Origin of the sequence: Thauera humireducens, from assembly GCF_001051995.2 — a bacterium.
GTDB lineage: Bacteria > Pseudomonadota > Gammaproteobacteria > Burkholderiales > Rhodocyclaceae > Thauera > Thauera humireducens.
The window spans coordinates 4,142,843-4,162,718 of record NZ_CP014646.1 but is presented as its reverse complement, the minus strand read 5'-3'; the positions used below and the strand labels follow the sequence as shown (position 1 = coordinate 4,162,718).

At 68.5% G+C, this 19,876-nt stretch carries 14 protein-coding genes; 9 read left to right on the top strand and 5 right to left on the bottom strand.

The genetic code is table 11. From position 1 onward, the window contains the following. Positions 1-6: 6 nt before the first annotated feature. Positions 7-564 carry an RNA pyrophosphohydrolase gene (locus tag AC731_RS19315; protein ID WP_048708531.1) on the bottom strand — a complete coding sequence of 186 codons (558 nt, stop codon included), beginning with the start codon at positions 562-564 and terminating at the stop codon, positions 7-9. A 171-nt stretch (positions 565-735) separates the two neighbouring features. On the opposite strand from AC731_RS19315, the gene AC731_RS19310 reads away from it, so the two are divergent. Both AC731_RS19310 and AC731_RS19305 read left to right on the top strand, forming a co-directional pair. After that, complete coding sequence (locus AC731_RS19310) at positions 736-2,484, top strand: proline--tRNA ligase (protein ID WP_048708529.1); 1,749 nt, start codon at positions 736-738, stop codon at positions 2,482-2,484. Between the two features lie 6 nt (positions 2,485-2,490). Next, positions 2,491-3,144, top strand: a complete 654-nt coding sequence (locus tag AC731_RS19305; protein WP_004258916.1) for a lytic transglycosylase domain-containing protein — start codon at positions 2,491-2,493, stop codon at positions 3,142-3,144. 47 nt (positions 3,145-3,191) lie between these two features. Here AC731_RS19305 and AC731_RS19300 read toward each other — a convergent pair whose 3' ends face one another. Next, positions 3,192-3,803, bottom strand: coding sequence for a bactofilin family protein (locus tag AC731_RS19300; protein WP_048708526.1), 612 nt, complete (start codon positions 3,801-3,803; stop codon positions 3,192-3,194). Positions 3,804-4,145: 342 nt separating this feature from the next. Here AC731_RS19300 and AC731_RS19295 point away from each other — a divergent pair, with 342 nt between their 5' ends. The 5 genes from AC731_RS19295 to AC731_RS19275 all read left to right on the top strand — a co-directional run bounded on the left by AC731_RS19295 (position 4,146) and on the right by AC731_RS19275 (position 8,861). Further along, positions 4,146-5,573: an ATP-binding protein gene (locus AC731_RS19295; protein ID WP_048708524.1), complete on the top strand. Its 1,428-nt coding sequence runs from the start codon at positions 4,146-4,148 to the stop codon at positions 5,571-5,573. Continuing rightward, a complete protein-coding gene (locus AC731_RS19290) occupies positions 5,563-6,027 on the top strand; it encodes a hypothetical protein (protein WP_004258927.1) in 465 nt (154 codons plus the stop codon). The genes AC731_RS19295 and AC731_RS19290 overlap by 11 nt, the downstream gene beginning before the upstream one ends. Before the next feature lie 7 nt (positions 6,028-6,034). Further along, positions 6,035-7,438 carry a sigma 54-interacting transcriptional regulator gene (locus AC731_RS19285; RefSeq protein WP_048708522.1) on the top strand — a complete coding sequence of 468 codons (1,404 nt, stop codon included), beginning with the start codon at positions 6,035-6,037 and terminating at the stop codon, positions 7,436-7,438. 29 nt (positions 7,439-7,467) lie between these two features. Continuing rightward, on the top strand, positions 7,468-7,653 hold the full coding sequence (locus AC731_RS19280; protein WP_004258933.1) for a hypothetical protein: 186 nt from the start codon (positions 7,468-7,470) through the stop codon (positions 7,651-7,653). A gap of 89 nt (positions 7,654-7,742) precedes the next feature. Further along, the gene (locus tag AC731_RS19275) at positions 7,743-8,861 is read left to right on the top strand and encodes a PA0069 family radical SAM protein (protein ID WP_004258938.1); all 1,119 of its coding nucleotides are present in this window, start codon (positions 7,743-7,745) and stop codon (positions 8,859-8,861) included. Positions 8,862-8,915: 54 nt separating this feature from the next. On the opposite strand, the gene tldD is transcribed toward AC731_RS19275, so the two are convergent. From tldD to AC731_RS19260, 3 genes are all read right to left on the bottom strand, one after another. Next, positions 8,916-10,361: a metalloprotease TldD gene (tldD, locus tag AC731_RS19270; protein WP_048708520.1), complete on the bottom strand. Its 1,446-nt coding sequence runs from the start codon at positions 10,359-10,361 to the stop codon at positions 8,916-8,918. 76 nt (positions 10,362-10,437) lie between these two features. After that, positions 10,438-11,286 (bottom strand): carbon-nitrogen hydrolase family protein, encoded by an 849-nt coding sequence (locus AC731_RS19265; RefSeq protein WP_048708518.1) that lies wholly within the window; start codon positions 11,284-11,286, stop codon positions 10,438-10,440. A 46-nt stretch (positions 11,287-11,332) separates the two neighbouring features. After that, a complete protein-coding gene (locus tag AC731_RS19260) occupies positions 11,333-15,292 on the bottom strand; it encodes a YhdP family protein (protein ID WP_048708516.1) in 3,960 nt (1,319 codons plus the stop codon). A 210-nt stretch (positions 15,293-15,502) separates the two neighbouring features. Between AC731_RS19260 and glnE the strand changes: the two genes are divergently transcribed. Further along, on the top strand, positions 15,503-18,208 hold the full coding sequence (gene glnE / locus AC731_RS19255) for a bifunctional [glutamate--ammonia ligase]-adenylyl-L-tyrosine phosphorylase/[glutamate--ammonia-ligase] adenylyltransferase (protein WP_004258951.1): 2,706 nt from the start codon (positions 15,503-15,505) through the stop codon (positions 18,206-18,208). Between the two features lie 104 nt (positions 18,209-18,312). Further along, positions 18,313-19,842 (top strand): CYTH and CHAD domain-containing protein, encoded by a 1,530-nt coding sequence (locus AC731_RS19250; protein WP_004258954.1) that lies wholly within the window; start codon positions 18,313-18,315, stop codon positions 19,840-19,842. The last annotated feature ends 34 nt before the right edge of the window (positions 19,843-19,876 follow it).

The following is a 19,876-nucleotide window of genomic DNA, read 5'->3' as shown; positions in this document are numbered from 1 at the left end:
CGCCGTTCAATGCTGCGAGCCCCCGAGCACCACGGAAACGGGCACGTCGGCCTCGGGCAAGCGGTAGCTGTCCGGCAACTCGAACGAACGCGAGCGAAACAGGATGCGTGCGAGTTCGATCAGCGCCAGTTGGTACACCTGCCGCTTGAACTCGATCACCGCATCCAGCGGCACCCAGTAATTGCTCCATCGCCAGGCATCGAATTCCGGGTGCGAGCTTGCGCGCAGGCAGACGTCGGAGTCGCGCCCCACCAGCCGCAGCAGAAACCAGATCTGTTTCTGACCACGATAGGTGTTGCGCCACTCGCGCCGTATCCAGTGCTTTGGCACTTCGTAGCGCAGCCAGCCCCGCGTGCGACCGAGGATCTTGACGTGTTCCGGACGCAGGCCGACTTCCTCGAACAACTCCCGATACATCGCCTGCTCCGGCGACTCGCCGTGCTTGATGCCACCTTGCGGGAACTGCCAGGAATGCTCGCGGATGCGCTTGCCCCAGAAAACCTCATTGCGCGCGTTGACCAGAATGATGCCGACGTTCGGGCGAAAGCCTTCACGATCCAGCATGACTAACCTTCAAATTCGGTTGATTGACACCGATTTTTTCACACTTGGGGTCCGTTTGAAAGCGCACCACCGCTGTGCATCGACTAGCCTGAAGCCGATCCAGTCCTTCCGAGGCAGTGCCTTGCGCTAGAATCCCGCGCTCGACACAACGCCTTCTACGCAAAGACCCTCATGCGCGCCAGCCAGTTCCATCTCTTCACTCTCAAGGAAGCCCCGTCCGACGCCGAAGTCGTCAGCCAGAAGCTGATGCTGCGCGCCGGAATGATCCGCAAGGTTGCCGCCGGCATCTACAGCTACATGCCGATGGGCCTGCGCTCGATCCGCAAGGTCGAGACCATCGTGCGCGAGGAGATGGACCGCGCGGGCGCCATGGAGCTGATCATGCCGATGGTTCAGCCCGCCGAGCTGTGGGACGAGACCGGGCGCTGGGACAAGATGGGCGACGAGCTGCTGCGCTTCAAGGACCGCCACGAACGCGACTTCGCGCTGCAGCCCACCTCCGAGGAAGTCGTCACCGACATCGCGCGCCAGGAGCTCAAGAGCTACCGCCAGCTGCCGAAGAACTTCTACCAGATCCAGACCAAGTTCCGCGACGAGCGCCGTCCGCGCTTCGGCGTCATGCGCGGGCGCGAGTTCACGATGAAGGACGCCTACTCCTTCGACCGCAGCGAGGAAGCCGCCGGGCGCAGCTACGACATCATGTTCGCCGCCTACAAGCGCATCTTCGACCGCCTCGGTCTAGAATACCGCGCGGTGGCGGCCGACACCGGCGCCATCGGCGGCGACCGCTCGCACGAATTCCAGGTCATCGCCGACACTGGCGAGGACGCCATTGTCTACTGCCCCGACTCCGACTACGCGGCCAACATCGAGCTGGCCGAGGCGGTGTCGCTGATCGCGCGCCGCGCCGAACCCGCCAAGGCGCTGGAAAAGACCCCCACGCCCGGCAAGGCGACCTGCGAGGACGTCGCCGAACTGCTCGGCGTGCCGCTCGCCACCACGGTGAAGTCGCTGGTGCTCGCCACCGACGACCTCGACGACAAGGGCAACCCGGCCGGCGTCACCGTCTGGCTGCTGCTGGTGCGCGGCGACCACGCACTGAACGAGGTCAAGGCCGGCAAGCTTCCGGGCCTGAAGTCCGGCTTCCGCTTCGCCACCGAGGCCGAGATCCTCGAGCACTTCGGCTGCAAGCCGGGCTACCTCGGCCCCATCGGCCTGAAGAAGCCGGTGAAGGTCATCGCCGACCGCACCGTCGCCCACATGGCCGACTTCATCTGCGGCGCCAATGACGCGGACTTCCACTTCACCGGCGTCAACTGGGGCCGCGACCTGCCCGAGCCCGACCTGGTGGCCGACCTCCGCAACGTGATCGAAGGCGACCCCAGCCCGGACGGCAAGGGCGTGCTGGCCATCCAGCGCGGCATCGAGGTCGGCCACGTGTTCTATCTCGGCACCAAGTACTCCAAGGCGATGAACGCCACCTTCCTCGACGAGGACGGCAAGCCCAAGCACTTCGAGATGGGCTGCTACGGTATCGGCGTCACCCGCATCCTGGGCGCCGCGATCGAGCAGAACCACGACGCTCGCGGCATCATCTGGCCGCGCGCGATCGCCCCCTTCGAAGTGGTGATCTGCCCGGTGGGCTGGGGCAAGTCGCAGGCGGTGCGCGACGAGGCGCAGACGCTCTACGACGCGCTGATCGCAGCCGGCGTGGACGCCGTCCTCGACGACCGCGACGAACGTCCGGGCGTGATGTTCGCCGACTGGGAGCTCATCGGCGTGCCGCACCGCGTCACCATCGGCGACCGCGGGCTGAAGGAGGGCCTGGTCGAATACCAGGGGCGTCGCGATGCCGAAGCGACCAAGCTGGCCGTCGGCGACATCGCAGCCCACGTGCTGGGCGCCCTCGACAAGGCCTGATCCGTCATGCGCCCCCATGGCTCACTGACCCGCTTCGCTGCCGCGCTGCTGCTCGCGCTGGCGAGCGGCACGGCAGTCGCGGGGGCGCAGCAGTACGAGCCGCTGGCGGCCAGCGTACGGGCGGCCTTGCACGAAGCGGTAAGTGACGCAGCCGCGCCGACGCTACCGATCCCGGATGCCGGCGAACGCGCGCAATGGCTGGCGGAAATGTCGCGCCGCCTGCAGAAGCGCATCCCCGATGCCAGCTACCGCACCGAACTGCTTACCAGCATCCACTACGAGGCGACGCGCGCCGGGCTGGACCCTCAGCTGGTGCTCGGCCTGATCCAGGTCGAGAGCAACTTCCGGAAGTATGCGATCTCGTCCGCCGGCGCGCGCGGCTACATGCAGGTCATGCCGTTCTGGCTCAAGGTCATGAACCGGCCCGACGACAACCTGTTCCACCTGCGCACCAACCTGCGCTACGGCTGCACGATCCTGCGCCACTACCTCGACATCGAAAAGGGCAACCTCTTCCGCGCGCTCGGCCGCTACAACGGCAGCCTGGGCAAGGCCGAATACCCGAACCTGGTGCGTGCCGCGTGGGAGAAGCACTGGAGCTGGCAGCCCCAGCAGTTGGCAGCCGGCACGGTCGCCAGCGCGACCACGCCCGCCAACTGAGACCGGCCGGCCCGCGCTACGCGAGCCGCGACCGGCACCCTCCAGCCTCAGCCAGCCACCGCCGCAAGTGGCTTGCTTTCCGTGCTGCGACTCTCCACCGCGCGCAGGGCCTCCTTCGCGCCCGCCTTGGCCAGCGACTGAACGTCACCCGAAATCTCGCCGCCCTCCTCGATCAGGATCTTGCCGTAGCGGATCTTGCCGCTGACGCGGCCGGTGGCATGGATGATCAGTTGCTGGCGCGCGGTCAGTTCGCCTTCGAAGCGTCCGTGGATCTCGGCGACGTCGATGCCGACCGTCCCCGCATAGGCGCCATTCTCGGCGATACGGATGACACGGCTGTCCATCGTCGCCTCGACGCGGCCTTCGACGACCAGGGTGTCGCAGTCGAGGATCTCGGCGCCCTTCAGCTTGACGTCGGGGCCGACGATCAGACGGCTGCCACCACCGGCGGCCCCATCGAAGGCCTCTGGCACCTTCGTCTCCTCGACGGGCGTGGCGACGGCCGCAGCCGGCGCAGCATCGCGCAGCGAGGTCGACTCGCCTGACACGCCCACACCGGACGGGGCACTGTTGCTGACGCCCATGCCCGGCCGCGCGGACGGGCCGCGCGGGCTGAGGGGTTCGGCGGCTTTCGGGAACAGATTCGACTTGTTGAACATGACTTCTCCTTGAACTGGGCTCGGACCGTCCGGTACGGTCATCAGCCGTATTAGCAGAAGCCGTGCCTGACCTGAGTTCTCCCTCATGATCAGACACTTGCGACAGACATCCCGAGATCGCGCGTTGCCCACGGCCAGCCTAGGCATGCCCAGTTGTCGCCAAAGCCCGACACGAATCGCCCGCAATGCTTCCAAGCACCTGTTCTACAAGGCTATTGCCATGTCGCCTGAGAGCGACAGCGAAGTCGGTCCGTAACCTGGGCTTGCATTTGCGTGATCTACGTCACGCTTCGCTACCCTAAACTCTCGGGCTTGCATTCCAACTGTCGCCGAGTGGCTTCAATGTTGCGTCCGTCATTCAGCCTGACCTTGCTGGCCAGCTTTCTCCTCATCGCCGGCGTACTGGGCGCAGCGGCCGCCAGCGGCTGGATGGCGCTCGAGCAGTTCGCGCGCGAGGGCCGCGAACGCAGTACAGCGGCAATCGCCCTCAACGCGAGCGTGCAGCAACTGGCCGAACGCTCGGTCGATCTCGAGCGCAGTGCCCGGCAGTACCTGGTGCTGGAAGATGAAGCCATCCGCGAGCGTTTCTTCGCCGCGCGGGATGAAGCGCTGCGGGCGCTCGCGCGCATCGAGCAGCTCGACCCCGCGCTCGCGCCCCTGGCCGACACGTGGCGCCAGCACGCCGGGAACATCGTACTGGCGGTCGGGCGCGAACTTGCGGGGCCACCACTGCCTGCGGCGACAGCCTCCCCCGGCAGTGCCGAGACCCTGCTGGCGCTTAGCGGGATCAACGAGCAGCTTGCCGCGGAAGCACGCGCTCATGTGGCAAGGGATGAACGTGCGCTGCTCGACACCCTCGACGCACGCCGCAAGGAGCTGACGGCCCAGATCCTCGGCGCAGTCGCCATCGCCATTGCGCTCGCCGCACTCACCGGCTGGTGGCTGCTGCGTCCGCTGCGACGCATCGAGAAGGCGATCGCCGCGCTCGGTGACAGCCAGCTCACGCAGGTCATCGAGGTGGACGGACCGGCCGACCTGCGCCGGGTCGGCCAGCAGCTCGACTGGCTACGCCTCCGCCTGACCGAACTCGAGGCGCACCGCAACCGGGTGCTGCGCCACGTGTCGCACGAATTGAAGACACCGCTCGCTTCACTGCGCGAGGGCGTCTCGCTGCTGGCGGACGGAGTCCTCGGGCGGCTCACGCCCGAGCAACGGGAGGTCAGCGCCATTCTCGAACACAACACCCGCGCACTGCAGGAACGGATCGAACAGCTCCTGCACTACAACGCGACCCAGTTCGACGCCCGCAGGCTCGAACTGCGCGCCACGGCACTGCTGCCACTCGTGCGCGAAACCGTTGCCGAGCTTCAGCTCCAGACCCAGGCGCGGGGCATTCGCATCGACATCGACGGCGAGGCCCCGCTGGTCCAGGCCGACGCCGGCAAGCTGCGCATCGCCCTGTCCAACCTGCTGGCCAACGCGATCGGCTTCAGCCCCGCGGGCGATCGCATCCGCATCGAGCTCGCCCGCGATGGCGAGACCGTGCTCATCGACTGCATCGACAGCGGCCCCGGCATCGCGACGGCAGAGCTGGAACGCATTTTCGAACCCTTCTTCCAGGGCAGCCAGCCCGACCAGCGCAGCGCCAAAGGCAGCGGGCTGGGGCTGGCCATCGTGCGCGAGTTCATCGCCGCCCATGGCGGCAAGGTGTTCGCGCTGCCCGCCGAGCGCGGCGCCCACTTCCGGATCGAGTTGCCCCATGCGACCTAGAACCCTGCTGCCGCCGGCCTGGCGCATCGTGTCGGTGCTTGGGCTCGCCGGCCTCGCGGCCTGCAGCGCGGTGCCGCCTCCCGCGCCGCCGGCCGAAGCACCGCGCCCCGTCGCCCAGGTCAATCTCGCCGAACAGACACTGACACGTGCGATCCGTGCCGCCGGGCAACGACCGCCCAACCTCGCACGCGCCCGCAGCCTGCTCGAAGGCCTGCTCGCAGCCGACGACCCGAACGCCCGCGCGCTGCACCCCTACGCACGTGCCCTGCTGGAACAGCTCAGCGAAAGGCAGCGACTCAGCACGCTCAACGAACGCCTCACCGAGCAACTCGAACGCAGCACGGCAGCGCTGGAAGAGAGCGAACAGCGCAGCGCAGCGCTGCAGCGCAAGCTCGACGCCCTGGCAGAGATCGAGCGCAGCCTCGCGCCACGCGGCCCGGCACCGCAGCGGTGAGGCGCCCATGACGAGTCTTCGCCAGCCTGCGACGGCGCCCGCCCGCAACCGCCCGCAGCTGCTGCTGATCGATGACGACCCCGACCTGCTGCGGCTGCTGTCGATGCGCTTGAAGGCGAACGGCTATCGCGTCAGCGCTGCCGCGAGCATCGAAGCCGCTCGCAGCCTGCTGGGCGTCGAACGCTTCGACCTCGTCCTCAGCGACGTGCGCCTTCCTGACGGTGACGGCCTTGCGCTGTTCGAGGAGATCCGCCAACAACACCCGGCACTGCCCGTCATCCTGCTGACGGCCCACGGCACGATTCCCGATGCCGTCGAGGCCACCTCGCGCGGCGTCGCGGGCTACCTCACGAAGCCGTTCGACAGCCAGGCACTGCTCGCCACCCTTGCCCAGACGCTGCAGCGGACTGCGCCGACGCCGGGCACGGGCCCGAAGGCGGACGAGGACTGGCGCGCCGAATTGATCAGTCACAGCGCGCGCATGCACGCCCTGCTCGACGAGGCCCGTCTGATCGCGGCGTCCGATGCCAGCGTGCTCATCCGCGGTGACAGCGGCACGGGCAAGGAATTGCTTGCACGCGCCATCCACCGCGCCAGTCCGCGTGCCGCGGCGCCCTTCGTCGCGATCAACTGTGGCGCCATCCCCGAGCCCCTGCTCGAATCCGAGCTGTTCGGCCACGTGCGCGGCGCCTTCACCGGCGCCACCCACCATCACACGGGCCTGCTGCAGGCCGCTCACGGTGGCACCCTCTTTCTCGACGAAATCGGCGACATGCCGCTCGCGCTGCAGGTCAAGCTGCTGCGCGTGCTGCAGGAGCGGGCGGTGCGCCCCGTCGGCGCCACGCGCGCCGAGCCGGTCGACCTGCGCATCATCTCGGCAACGCACCGCGACCTCGATGCCGCGCTCGCCGACGGACAGTTCCGCGAGGATCTCTACTACCGCATCAATGTCGTCAGCCTCGAGCTACCGACACTCGCCGAACGACGTGAGGACATCCCCTTGCTGGCCGAGCATTTCCTTCGCGGACTAGCCGTCAAATACGCCAAGGACCTCAGCGGCTTCGCCCCCGACGCCCTGGAGGCACTCGCCACCGCCCAGTGGCCCGGCAATGTCCGCCAGTTGCAGAACGTGGTCGAGCAGGTCTGCGCACTGGCGACGACCCAGCTGATCCCGCGCACCCTCGTCGAGCGCGCCCTGCGCGTGAGACCGATCGAGGCACTGGGCTACCCCGAGGCCAAGCGTCGCTTCGAGCGAAACTACCTGATACAGATCCTGAAGCTGACTGCCGGTAATGTCTCGGATGCCGCACGACTGGCAGAACGCAACCGCACCGAGTTCTACCGGCTGCTGCAGCGCCACGGCCTGACTCCCGACCTGTTCCGCGGAGAAGGCCCGGCGGTCGATCGCTGAACAACGAAGAAGATCCCACGGAGCCAGACATGATCAAACGCCAGACCATCGCCGCCCTCATCACGACGACGGCGCTCGCCTACTCCATCTGCACCCCGGCCCAGGCCGCCAGCCTGCTGTCGACCGCGCAGATCAACCTGCCGAGCAACTGCTCGGGCGACAAGCACGAAGCCGGCGACCTGAAGGACAAGGTCAAGAAGCCGGTCCAGGGCTGAGACGGGCTACGGGCGCCTCGATCGAAGCCCCGGTTTCGCCCCCTGCACACACTTGACGACAGGAATCATGAGGCGGACACTTCCGCCTCATGACTGTATATAAAAACAGCTCAGCACCCATCTCGCTGGCAATACCGGCGCTGACCTCAACGTCGCCGCTGCGCGGGCGCGGCAGCACCATCCGCCCGGGCGGGCGCTTCCTCGTCCATCGCCGCGACGCCTTCGATGACGGCTGGCCGGACGACGACGCGCCAGCACCGCTGCGTACCGAGCTCTTCGTCGACAACGCACGCCGCGTCATCAACTACAACAGCTCGCCCGACATCCCCTTCGATCGCTCGATCAACCCCTATCGTGGCTGCGAGCACGGCTGCGTCTATTGCTTCGCCCGCCCCAGCCACGCCTACCTCGACCTGTCGCCCGGGCTGGATTTCGAGACGAAGCTGTTCTGGAAGCCCGATGCCCCAGACTTGCTGCGCAAGGAGCTGGCCGCGCCCGGCTACCGCTGCGCGCCGATCGCGCTCGGCATGAACACCGATGCCTGGCAGCCGGTGGAGCGCCACACCGGTCTCACGCGGCAACTGCTCGAAGTGCTGCTCGAAGCCCGCCACCCGGTCAGCCTGATCACCAAGTCGGCCCTCATCGAGCGCGACCTCGACCTGCTGGCCGAGCTGGCACGACATGATCTGGTGGAGGTCATGGTCTCGGTGACGACGCTCGACGACGCGCTCGCTCGCCGTCTCGAGCCGCGCGCCGCCCGCCCCGCACGGCGGCTCGAGACGATCCGCCGCCTGCACGAAGCCGGCGTGCCGGTCGGCGTGTTGTTTGCGCCGCTGATTCCGGCCCTGAACGATCACGAGATGGAAGCGGTGGTCGAGGCGGCCCACGCGCTCGGTGCGCGTACCGCAGGCTATGTCGTGCTGCGTCTGCCGCTCGAACTGAAGGACGTATTCGAGGACTGGCTGCACGCCCATGTCCCCGACCGTGCGCGGCACGTCATGAGCCGCGTCGCCGACCTGCGCGGCGGACGCGCCAACGATCCGCGCTTCGGCAGTCGCATGCGCGGCGAAGGGGTGGTGGCCGAACTCTACCGCCAGCGCATGAACCGGCTGCATGCCCGACTGGGCCTGGGGCGTTCGCGTCGCAACCTGGACACCACGGCCTTTCGACCGCCACGGCAAAAAGGGCCACAGCTGGCCCTTTTCTGAACTCACATGGCGGTGGCTGAACCCGAGACCGGGCACCGCCGGGGTAAGACCTTCTCAGGCCGTACCGCCCACCGTCAGCCCGTCGACGCGCAGGGTCGGCTGGCCGACACCGACCGGCACGCTCTGGCCGTCCTTGCCGCAAGTGCCCACGCCCGGATCGAGCATCATGTCGTTGCCGATCATCTTCACCTTGGTGAGCACGTCGGGACCGTTGCCGATCAGCGTCGCGCCCTTCACCGGTCGCGTGACCTTGCCGTCTTCGATCAGGTAGGCCTCGGCGGTCGAGAACACGAACTTGCCCGACGTGATGTCCACCTGGCCACCACCGAAGTTCACCGCGTACAGCCCCTTCTTCACCGACTTGATGATCTCTTCCGGGTCCTTGTCGCCGTTCAGCATGTAGGTGTTGGTCATGCGCGGCAGCGGCAGGTGGGCAAAGGATTCGCGCCGGCCGTTGCCGGTCAGCGGCATGCCCATCAGTCGTGCGTTCATCATGTCCTGCATGTAGCCGGTCAGGATGCCGTCCTCGATCAGCACGGTGCGTTCGGTCGGGTTGCCCTCGTCGTCGATCGACAGCGAACCGCGGCGGTCCTGCAGGGTGCCGTCATCGACCACGGTGACGCCCTTGGCTGCGACCTGCTGACCCAGGAGCCCGGAGAAGGCAGAGCTGCCCTTGCGGTTGAAGTCGCCTTCCAGCCCATGGCCGATCGCCTCGTGCAGCAGGATGCCCGGCCAGCCAGGCCCCAGCACCACCGGCATGGTGCCCGCCGGCGCCGGGTCGGCCGCCAGATTGACGCTGGCCTGATGCACCGCGGCGCGGGCGTAGTCGTGCAGGCGGTCGTCGCAGAAGTAGCCGTAGTCGTAACGGCCGCCGCCGCCGGCACTGCCCTGCTCGCGGCGGCCGTTCTCTTCCATGATCACGGTGATCGACACCCGCACCAGCGGACGCACGTCGGCTGCCAGATGGCCGTCGCTGCGCGCCACCATCACCACCTCCCACGAACCCGCGATGTGCGCCATGACCTGGGTGACGCGCGGATCCTCGGCGCGGGCGAAGCTTTCGAGGCGCTCCAGCAGCTTGACCTTGGACGTGTCGTCGAGCGAATCGAGCGGGTCGTCGGCACGGTACAGGCGGGTCTTGAGCTTGTGCGGCACGATGCCGACGCGGCGCCGCTCACCGGCTGCGGCGATCGCCCGCGTCGCGGTCGCAGCGCCGACCAGCGCATCGAGCGAGATGTCGTCAGAGTAGGCAAAGGCGGTCTTCTCGCCGCTGATCGCACGTACGCCCACACCCTGTTCGATGTCGAAGCTACCCGACTTGACGATGCCCTCCTCCAGGCTCCAGGCCTCGGAGCGCTGGTACTGAAAGTACAGGTCGGCAAAGTCGATGTCGTGGCGCATCAGCTTGCGGAAAGTCTTCTCCAGCTCGGCCTCCCCGAGGCCATGCGGGGACAGCAGGTAGCGATCGGCGATCTTCAGCGGGTTCTGGCTCTTGCTCATGCGTAATCCTTGGATTCGTTGCCGGATTGGACCGGCGGTGCGCGAAAACGATCGCGCCGTGTTCGGTTCTCGGGCGTCAGACGAGGCAACGGTGACGCAGCGCGGGCAGGCTCTCGCGCACGCTGGCGATGCGCGCCGGATCGAGATCGGCCAGCACCACGCCGGGCCCCTCTTCCTGGCACGCCAGCACTTCGCCCCAAGGGTCGATGATCATCGTATGCCCCCAGGTGACGCGCCCGCTCGGATGGCGCCCGCCCTGTGCCGGCGCCATGACGTAGCACTGGTTCTCGATCGCGCGCGCGCGCAGCAGCACCTCCCAGTGCGCACGGCCGGTGGTGTAGGTGAATGCGGCGGGCAGAATGATCAGATCGACCTCGCGCATCGCGCGGAAAAGCTCGGGGAAGCGCAAGTCGTAGCACACCGACAGCCCAACGCGCCCGACCGGCGCGTCGAAGGCGCACACCTCGGCACCGGCCTCGATGGAGGCCGATTCGTCGTAGCGCTCCGCGCCGCGCTGGAAGCCGAACAGATGGATCTTGTCGTAGCGGGCAACGCGCCGTCCCTGATCGTCGAACACCAGCGTGCTGTTGCGCACCTTGTCGTCGGCCTCGGCCACCAGCGGGATCGTGCCACCGACGAGCCACACCCCGTGCCGCTGCGCCAGATCGGCAAGGCAGGACTGCAGGGGACCACTGCCGTCGTGCTCGCGAATGCGGACCTTGGCCTGTTCGTCGGCGGAGATCACCGGAAAGTACTCGGGCAGCGCAACGAGTCGCGCACCCGTGGCGGCGGCCTCGGCCACCAGGCCGGCAACCACCTCCAGGTTCTGCGCCACGTCGGGCCCGGACACGGTCTGGATGGCGGCGATGCGGAACGATCCGGCTGCGGAACGTGGGGAAGGAGGCGCGGAGCGTGCTGGATTCATGCAGGACTTCGGTTCGTGGTTGCGTTCGTGCCGGGCGGATTCGGCCTCACTGCGCGGGCGCCGGCTGCGTCGCGCTGATGCGCTGGACCTGGGGGTCGTCCCAGGAGCCAGTGATCGCATATTCGTAGGCGAAGAGCTTTTCGATCGGGTCGCTCAGCGCTTTCTGCGCGAGGTAGGTCACGACCCCGGCGACCGGATTCAGCAGGCCGGCCGCAGCGCCGATGGCGACCGACTCGGACAGGGTCGGCTGCACCGCCACGCGCAGGTCCTGCGTCTCCGCCTGCACATCGGTTGCGCCCCGCATGCGCACGCGGGCAGCAGGTCCGCGAATCTCGAGGTCTTCAGTGCGCATCACACCGCGGACCACGTCGATGCTACCGGAAATGCCATCGAAGGCGAATCCTTCGGAAAAGACATCGCGAAAATCGAGCGTGATGCGCCGCGGCAGAGACTGCAAGCTGAGGATGCCGAGCAGCCGCCCGACCCCCGGCTCCAGCTTGTTGAACTGTCCGGCTTCGGCCCGCAGCTTCATGCTGCCACCCAGGGTCGGGTAGTCGATGCGTGTCGGGGCGCCCTGCCAGTCGAGCCGGCCGCTCAGTGTCGCCTTGCCGCCGCGCACCACCTCGTCGTAACCGAGGCGTTTCGCGAACCGACCGATGTCGGCCGTCTCCAGATTGAAGTCGAGCGCGGTGGCCTGGCGACCCGCGGTACGCCACTCGCCGCTGCCGCGCAGGCGACCGTCCGCATTGGCCACGTCGAGACGCTCGAGTTGCCACACGCCCGCGCGATTGCGGGCAAACAGCTGAAGACGCCCCAACTCCTTGCCGCGCAGCACGAAACGCTCCGCGACCACGTCCAGGGCGGGCAAATGGCGCGGTGGCGTCTGGTCTTCGTCGTTGGCCGACTCGGCACCCGGTGCCGTCCTCTCGCCGTCGCCCTCCTGCGCATCACCGACGCGGAGCTGATCCAGGCGGGCATGGAGCGCGCCCGCGCCCGCGTCGCGCCAGTCGAGTTCCCCGACTGCGCGATCGCTCGCGAGCCTGGCCTTCCAGCCGCCTTCGTCCGCGACGGCACGCAGGCTGAAGTCCTTCAACTGCTGGCCGAAGGCCTGCAGCTGCCCTGCCTGCACGGACACGCCCGCCAGCGGCAGCGAACCGGCCGCGCCGACCCCGGCTGACGGCGCGTCGCTCCCGGTGTCGAGCACCCTGCGCCACGCATCCGCATCCAGCGACTCGAAAGTCGCCGCCACCATCAGCCCACGCTCGGCCATGCGCAGGGGCTCACGCGCTGCGGCATTGAGACCGAGCCCCCCGCGCACGGGCGTCCCGTCCCCCGGCCATTCGAGTTCCGCCTTCAGCCAATCGGAGAGGCTCAGCATCAGCGTGCGCGGGGGCCGTTTCGCCGTCGCTTCAGCAGGCGCCTCGAAGCGCACGCGCAATGGCCAGCGCTCGCCGGCCCGCTTGTTGAGCGGTGCCGGGAGGCTGGAGCTCAGATCGGCCAGTTCCGAATCCACGTCCAGCCGTGTCGCGCCCTTGTCGATCTGCACCACGGCGCGCCATGGCGCACTGCCCGACAGATGGTCCGCGACCGGCAGGTCCCACACGGCCGCCAGCGCCGACGCATTCAGCGCGCCGCCGGCATCGAAACGCACCACGCCATCGGGCTGCGTCCGCGCGGTGATTCGCGCCGGCGCGCCGAGGAATTGCGCCCGTGCCTCCGGCATGGACAGTGAATCGGCGGTAAAGCGCAGGCGCCCCCCGGCATCCTCCAGCACGGGCAGCCCCTCCACCAACCACAGGCGGTTGGCACCGAAGCGGAATTCGCCATCTACCGTGGACGCGTCCATCTCCTTGAGCGGCAGCGCAAGGCGCAGGTCCAGCGCACCCCGGCCTTCGGCCCGCATGCCCTCGGTGAAGCCGCCGATGCGTGCCGACACCGGGCTCTCGGAAACGAAGCGCAGGAACTCGGCGGTCGGCCCTGCGGCCTTGCCCGCGATGCGCATCACCGGCGAGGGCATGGCATCGAGATCGGGCACCTCGGCCACGACCTCGGACAGTGCCACGCCCAGGATGCGCCCGCGGGCCGCCTCGATGCGCAGGCCCGGCCCCTCGAAGCGCACCTCGCCGAAGATACCGTCGATCGAAGGCCAGCCCGGCGCGTAGTCGAGCAAGGCGTCGACGACCCGGATCGTCACGCGGAACTCGCCTCCTCCCTCGCGGAACGGAAAGTCGTCGAGCGCGCCGCGCAAGCGCAGGTTGGCTTCGGGCACCTCGGCACGGCGGATCGCCCTGCGGACCCATTCATGCGTGTCCTGGTTGACCACACGCGGCAGATAGCGCCAGACGGACGTCCCCTCCGCACGCGAGAGACGCGCCTGCAGGTCAATCTCGCCCGCTCCATCCGGCTGGGGGCGGTAGACGCCGGACGCGGTCCCGGCTGCATCGACGTTCTCGAAGCGCGCGCTGTCGAGCGTGATCTCGAGCCGCCCATCGCGCCGCTGCCATCCCCCTTCAGCGCGCAACTGCGCAAACGCCAGGCGGCCCGACTCGAACACCTCGGGCAGATCGATATGGGCATCGCGGCTGTCGAGGCGATAACGTCCCCCGCGCTCGTCTCCGTCGAGGCTGCCGCTCAGTCCGCCGAGCCCCGGCAGGCTGTCGCGGGCGGCAAGCCCAAGCCCGGCGAAGCGAGCGGAAACGCCCCAGTTGTCCGGCGCCGCGGGATCACCCTGCCAGCGCAGACGCAGGGCGCTGAGCACGCCTTGCGGGGCAAGGCCCGCGAGTTGCTCGCGCACCCCATCGCTCAAGGGCAGATGGGCGGCCAGCCGCGCCAGCACGGGGAAATCGAGCTGATTTGCCGCAAGGCTGCCCCCGCCCCCCCCATCGCGGTTGCGGAACGCCAGGTCGAGGTCGGTCGGCGCGAGCGCCACCCCGTCTCCCGTGCGGAACGCGAGGCCGCGCGTGGCGACCTTGTAGCCGTCGGGCTCGACATCGACGCTGAGGTGTCCGTCGAGCCGCTCCAGTTCGAGCACCGGCAGCGTCTCACCGAGCCGTGTGCGCACGCCGTCGAGGGCAAGATCGGCCGCGACGGACAAGCCGCGCGCCGGTGCTCGGGCAAAATCCAGCCCGCGCGAAAAATCGAAGCGCGACTCGGTGTGCGACTCGAGCCACGCGCGAACGCCGCCCACGCCCTCCAGCGGCAAAGGGTAATCGACCCAAGGTCGCCACCCGCCAAGATCGGCCCGATCCAGCGACACGTAGAGGCGCCCGGTCGACGCCAACGGACTGGCCGGATCGAAGCGCCGCAACTCCCCACGCACATCCAGCGTCGAGGCCAGCGCCTGCGGCGGCTGCGCACGCAGCGCAAAGCGCCGGGGACCGAGACGCTGGTCAAGGCGGAACTCGACCTGCTCGAGCAGCAACTCCGGAGCGCCACGCAGGCGATCGTCCCAGCGCACCCGGGCGTCGTGGATCACGATCTGACGCTGTGCCAGCAGCCAGTCGAGCGTGCCGCTGTCACGCTCACCGCCGGCGGAAACCGCCAGCCCGGCAACCCGCAGGCGGCCATCGGGCTCGCGCCGCAACGCGATCTCGGGCGAGGCGATCTCGAGGCGGTGGAAGTGGGGCTGCAGCCGCAGCAGGGAGGACCAGGCCAGCGTCGCATCCACTCGCGGCAGCTGCAAGACGGCCTGTCCGGCCTCGTCGGTGAAGCTCACTCGCTGCAGCACCAGACGCGGGCGCCAGCCATCCCAGCGTCCTTCGATCGCATCGATCGCCACGGGCAGGCCGAGCGCCTTGTTGGCCGCGGCCGCGATCTCGGCGCGGAACTCTCCCACCGAAGGCAGCACCACGTGGCGGACAAGCAGCAGCACACCCGCGAACACGATCCACAGCAGCACGAGGGCGCGCAACGCGCCGCCGCCCACCGCACGCACGCGCGCCCAAGGCCTGCGGCAAGGCACAGGCGGCGCGGGCGATGCGGAGGGGGGCTCGGGCAGCGGATTCATCAGGGATCGCACCGGCTTGCCGGGCCGGAATTCGGGAAGGACGGACGACCACACCGCGCAGGATTGCGCATGGCCCCGCTCCCGGGCTCCCGCAGGCACACGCCGGACGGCCGGGCGCGGCTAAACTAGTCTTTCTGCGCCCGCCGGCACCAACTGCCGCGAGGGGCCACATTCTACCAACGATCACACCCAAGGCACCGGAGCCGCAACATGTCCGCCATCCAGAACGCATCGCAGCCGCTGCCCCAGTCCGTGCAGGATGCCCGCCGCCATTCTCGCTATCTGTCGCGCATGCTCGACTGCCATCCGTGGCTGGGCGGGGCCCTGACGGAAAGCATCGGCGGCGCGATCGACGCGGCGACGATGGAGCGCTTCCTGGCCGCACGCGAAGCGGCGTCCGGGAGCGCCGAAATCGCGCTGCGACCGGCCCTGCGCCAGCTGCGCATCTGGGTGCTGTGCCACCTGATCGTGCGCGACCTGAGCTGCGCTGCGCCGCTTGCCGAAGTCACCGAGACGATGACGGTGCTGGCCGAGGTGGCGATCTGCCATGCCCACGACGTGCTGCGCGCCGCGCTCGTCGAACGCTACGGCTTGCCGCTGTCGCCCACCGGCTGGGAACAGGAACTGCTGGTGATCGGCATGGGCAAGCTCGGCGGGCGCGAGCTGAACGTCTCCTCCGACATCGACCTGATCTTCATCTACCCCGAGGATGGCGACACCGGCGGCAAGAAGGTCATCAGCAACTTCGAGTTCTTCGAACGGCTGGGCAAGCAGCTGATCCAGACGCTGGCCGAGATCACCGAACACGGCCAGGTGTTCCGGGTCGACATGCGCCTGCGCCCCAACGGCGATTCGGGCCCGCTGGTGTGCTGCTTCGACATGCTGGAGAACTACTTCGTCACCCAGGGCCGCGAGTGGGAGCGCTACGCGTGGATCAAGGCGCGCGTGCTGCGCGGCGAGCGCTGGTCCGAGTTGCAGAACATCGCCCGGCCCTTCGTGTTCCGCAAGTACCTCGACTTCGGCGCCATCAACGCCATGCGCGACCTCCACGCGCAGATCCGGCGCGAGGTGGCCCGCCGCGACCGTGCCAACAACGTCAAGCTGGGCCCGGGCGGCATCCGCGAGATCGAATTCATCGCCCAGGTGTTCCAGCTCATCCGCGGCGGTCGCGACAAGGCGCTGCAGGTGCGCCCGACGCTGAAGGCGCTCGCCCTGCTGCCCGAGCGCGGCATCCTGTCGGCCGAAGCCGTAAACGAGCTGTCCGCGGCCTATGACTTCCTGCGCCGGCTCGAGCACCGCCTGCAGTACCTCGACGACGCACAGACGCACGACCTGCCGGGCAAGGCGTCCGACCAGGCCCTGATCGCCGAGGCGATGGGCTTCGCCGACTATCCGGCACTGATCGACGCGCTGGACGCACACCGTGCCGTCGTCAGCCGTCATTTCGAGGCGGTCTTCGGCGACCCGTCCGAGGAAGACCATAGCCTCGACGCGACCTGGGCCGGCGCGGAGGACGTCGACAGCGTGGCCCACGCGCTGGGCGAACTCGGCTACCGTCACCCCCGCGCCGGGGCCGAACGCCTCGCCTCCATTCATGCCAGCCCCCGTTACCGCCAGCTGCCGAACAACATCAAGAGCCGGTTCGACGCGCTGATGCCGCGCGTGATCGAGGCGGCCGCGGCCACCCCGGGACCGGACGACACGCTCGCCCGCTGCCTCGACCTGCTCGAAGGTATCGGCCGACGCGGCGCCTACCTCGCGCTGCTGCAGCAGTATCCGCAGGCCCTGCGCCGCGTCGCCGACCTGATGAGCGCATCGCGCTGGGGCGCACAGTTCCTGACCCGCCACCCGATCCTGCTCGACGAGATGCTGGACGCGCGCAACCTCAAGACCGCGCCGGACTTCAAGGCCCTCCGCGCAAGCCTCTCCGCCGAACTCGACGCCCTCGAGCCCGACATGGAGCGCCAGATGGACGTGATGCGCGAGCAGCACCACGCCCAGGTGTTCCGCCTGCTGACACAGGACATCGCCGGGCTGCTGACGGTCGAGAAGCTCGCCGACCATCTGTCCGAGCTGGCCGACATCATGCTCGACCTGACCCTGCCGCGCTGCTGGAGCCGGATCAAGATCCGCCACCGCGAGACGCCGCGCTTTGCCGTCATCAGCTACGGCAAGCTCGGCGGCAAGGAGCTGGGCTATGCCTCGGACCTGGACATCGTGTTCCTGTACGACGACGACGCGCCGGAGTCAGCCGAGGTCTACACGCGCCTCGCGCAGCGCACCAACACCTGGCTGTCCAGCCAGACCGCGGCCGGGCAGTTGTTCGAGACCGACCTGCGGCTGCGCCCCAACGGCGATTCCGGCCTGATCGCGACCTCGCTCGAAGCCTTCCGCAAGTACCAGCTCGAATCGGCCTGGGTGTGGGAACACCAGGCGCTCACGCGCGCCCGCTTTTCCGCCGGGGATCGCGCCATCGGCGAAGCCTTCGAACGCATCCGCTGCGAGGTGCTGCGCATGAAGCGCGACCTTGATACGCTGCGCGCGGAAGTGCTCGCCATGCGCCACAAGATGCGCGACGCCCATGGCAGCAAGGGTGGCGAGCTGTTCGATCTGAAGCACGACACCGGCGGCCTGATCGACGTCGAGTTCCTGATCCAGTACCTGGTGCTGGGTCATGCGCATGAACACCCCCAGCTCACTGGCAACCTCGGCAACATCGCGCTGCTGCGGATCAGCGGCGAACTCGGGCTGATCCCGGCCGACCTGGCGGCGGCCTGCGCCGACAGTTATCGCGAACTGCGCCGCCTGCAGCACCGGCAACGCCTGAACGACCTGCCCTCGCGCGTTCCCGAGGACGAGGCCGAGACGGCACGCCGACCGGTCATCGCCTTGTGGGGGCAGGTGTTCGACGAGTGAGAACGGCGGCCCCGGGCTGTCATCAAGCCGTGCATGACGCGCCGGAAGCGGGCGACTAGAATCAAGCCGCCCTCCATCGAGTCCCCTGCCGGGGGAAAAGCGTCATGAGCCACGAAATCGAGCTGAAGCTCGCACTGCCAAGATCCGCGCTGCCTGCGCTGCGCCGCCATCCCCTGCTGGCCGGCGCCGAGAAGCTCGGCAATGCCGTCACCCTCGACAACACGTATTACGACACACCCGAACTCCAGCTCAAGGCGCGCAAGGTCGCGCTGCGCACCCGCCGCCAGGGACGCATCTGGCTGCAGACGGTGAAGTGCGCCGCGGTGTCGAGCGGCGGCCTGTCGCAGCGCCCCGAATGGGAGCAGCCCTACTCGGGCAGTTTCGATTTCTCGCAGGTGGACGTGCCTGAGGCCGCCAAACTGCTCGCGCGCCATGCCGACGCCTTGGTGCCGGTATTCACCACCCGCTTTCGCCGTGAAACGCGTCGCCTGAGCCCGCGCGAAGGCGTCAGCATCCTGCTGATGATCGACCAGGGCGAGGTGAGCGTGACCACGCCCGACGGCATCGCGCGACAGGCGCCGATCTGCGAGCTGGAGCTCGAGCTGGAACAGGGACAGCCGGCCGATCTCTTCGCTCTCGCCTGCGAACTTGCACAGACCCTGCCGCTGATGCCGGCCGACATTTCCAAGGCGGAACGCGGCTACCGCCTGTTCCTCGGCACACCGCTCGAAGCCGCACGCGCCGAGCCATCGACGCTCGAAGCCGGGCAGAACGTGGTCGAAGCCTTTCGCAGCCTCGCCTTCGCCTGCGTACGCCAGTGGCAGGCCAACGCCGCAGCGGCACTGTCGATCGATGACGCGGACGCGATTCCTCCGGACTTCATCCATCAGTTGCGCGTCGCACTGCGCCGCCTGCGGGCCCTGATCAAGCTTTTTGCACCTGCGCTGCCTGCCGAGTTCGCCGGCCAGTGGAACGCGCGCCTGCGGGACAATGCCAACCGCTTCGGCGACGCCCGCGACCTCGACGTGTTCTACACCGAGCTGCTCGAACCCGTCATCGCCGAGGGACTCGCCGACGAGGCCTCGTACGCCGGCCTGCTGCAAACGGTCGCGCGTGCGCGCGAGCACGCCCGCCACGCCGCCGCACAGGCCCTCGACACGGCCATGCAAGGGCGGCTCCTGCTCGAACTCAGCGCCGAACTGCTGCAGCTTCCCGGCGGCAGCCTCGTCGCCGCGGCCGATCTGCGCACTTTCGCCCGGCTGCGCATGGCACGGCTGCGCAAGCGCGCGCGCCGTCAGTTCGATGCGGCCAGCACGCTCGAGCCGACGCGCCTGCACGTCCTGCGCATCGGCTTCAAGCAGTTGCGCTACGGCATCGAGTTCTTCGCCCCGCTGTTCCCCCACAAAGCCGTTGCGCGTTATCAGGAAGGTCTGGTGCGGGCGCAGGGCACACTGGGTTTCCTGCAGGACGTCGACATCGCGCGCGGGCGGCTGCGGGCCTGGAGCCAGACCGACCCGTCGCTGCAGGCGGCAGCAGCCTTCGTGCTGGGCTGGCACGCTCCCCGCTACGCACGGCTGCGGCGGCGCGTGCTGCATGACTGCGAGCCGCTGCTGTGGGGCAAGGCGCCATGGTGAGCACGACCTCAGCGCAAGGCAGCGACGTCATGCC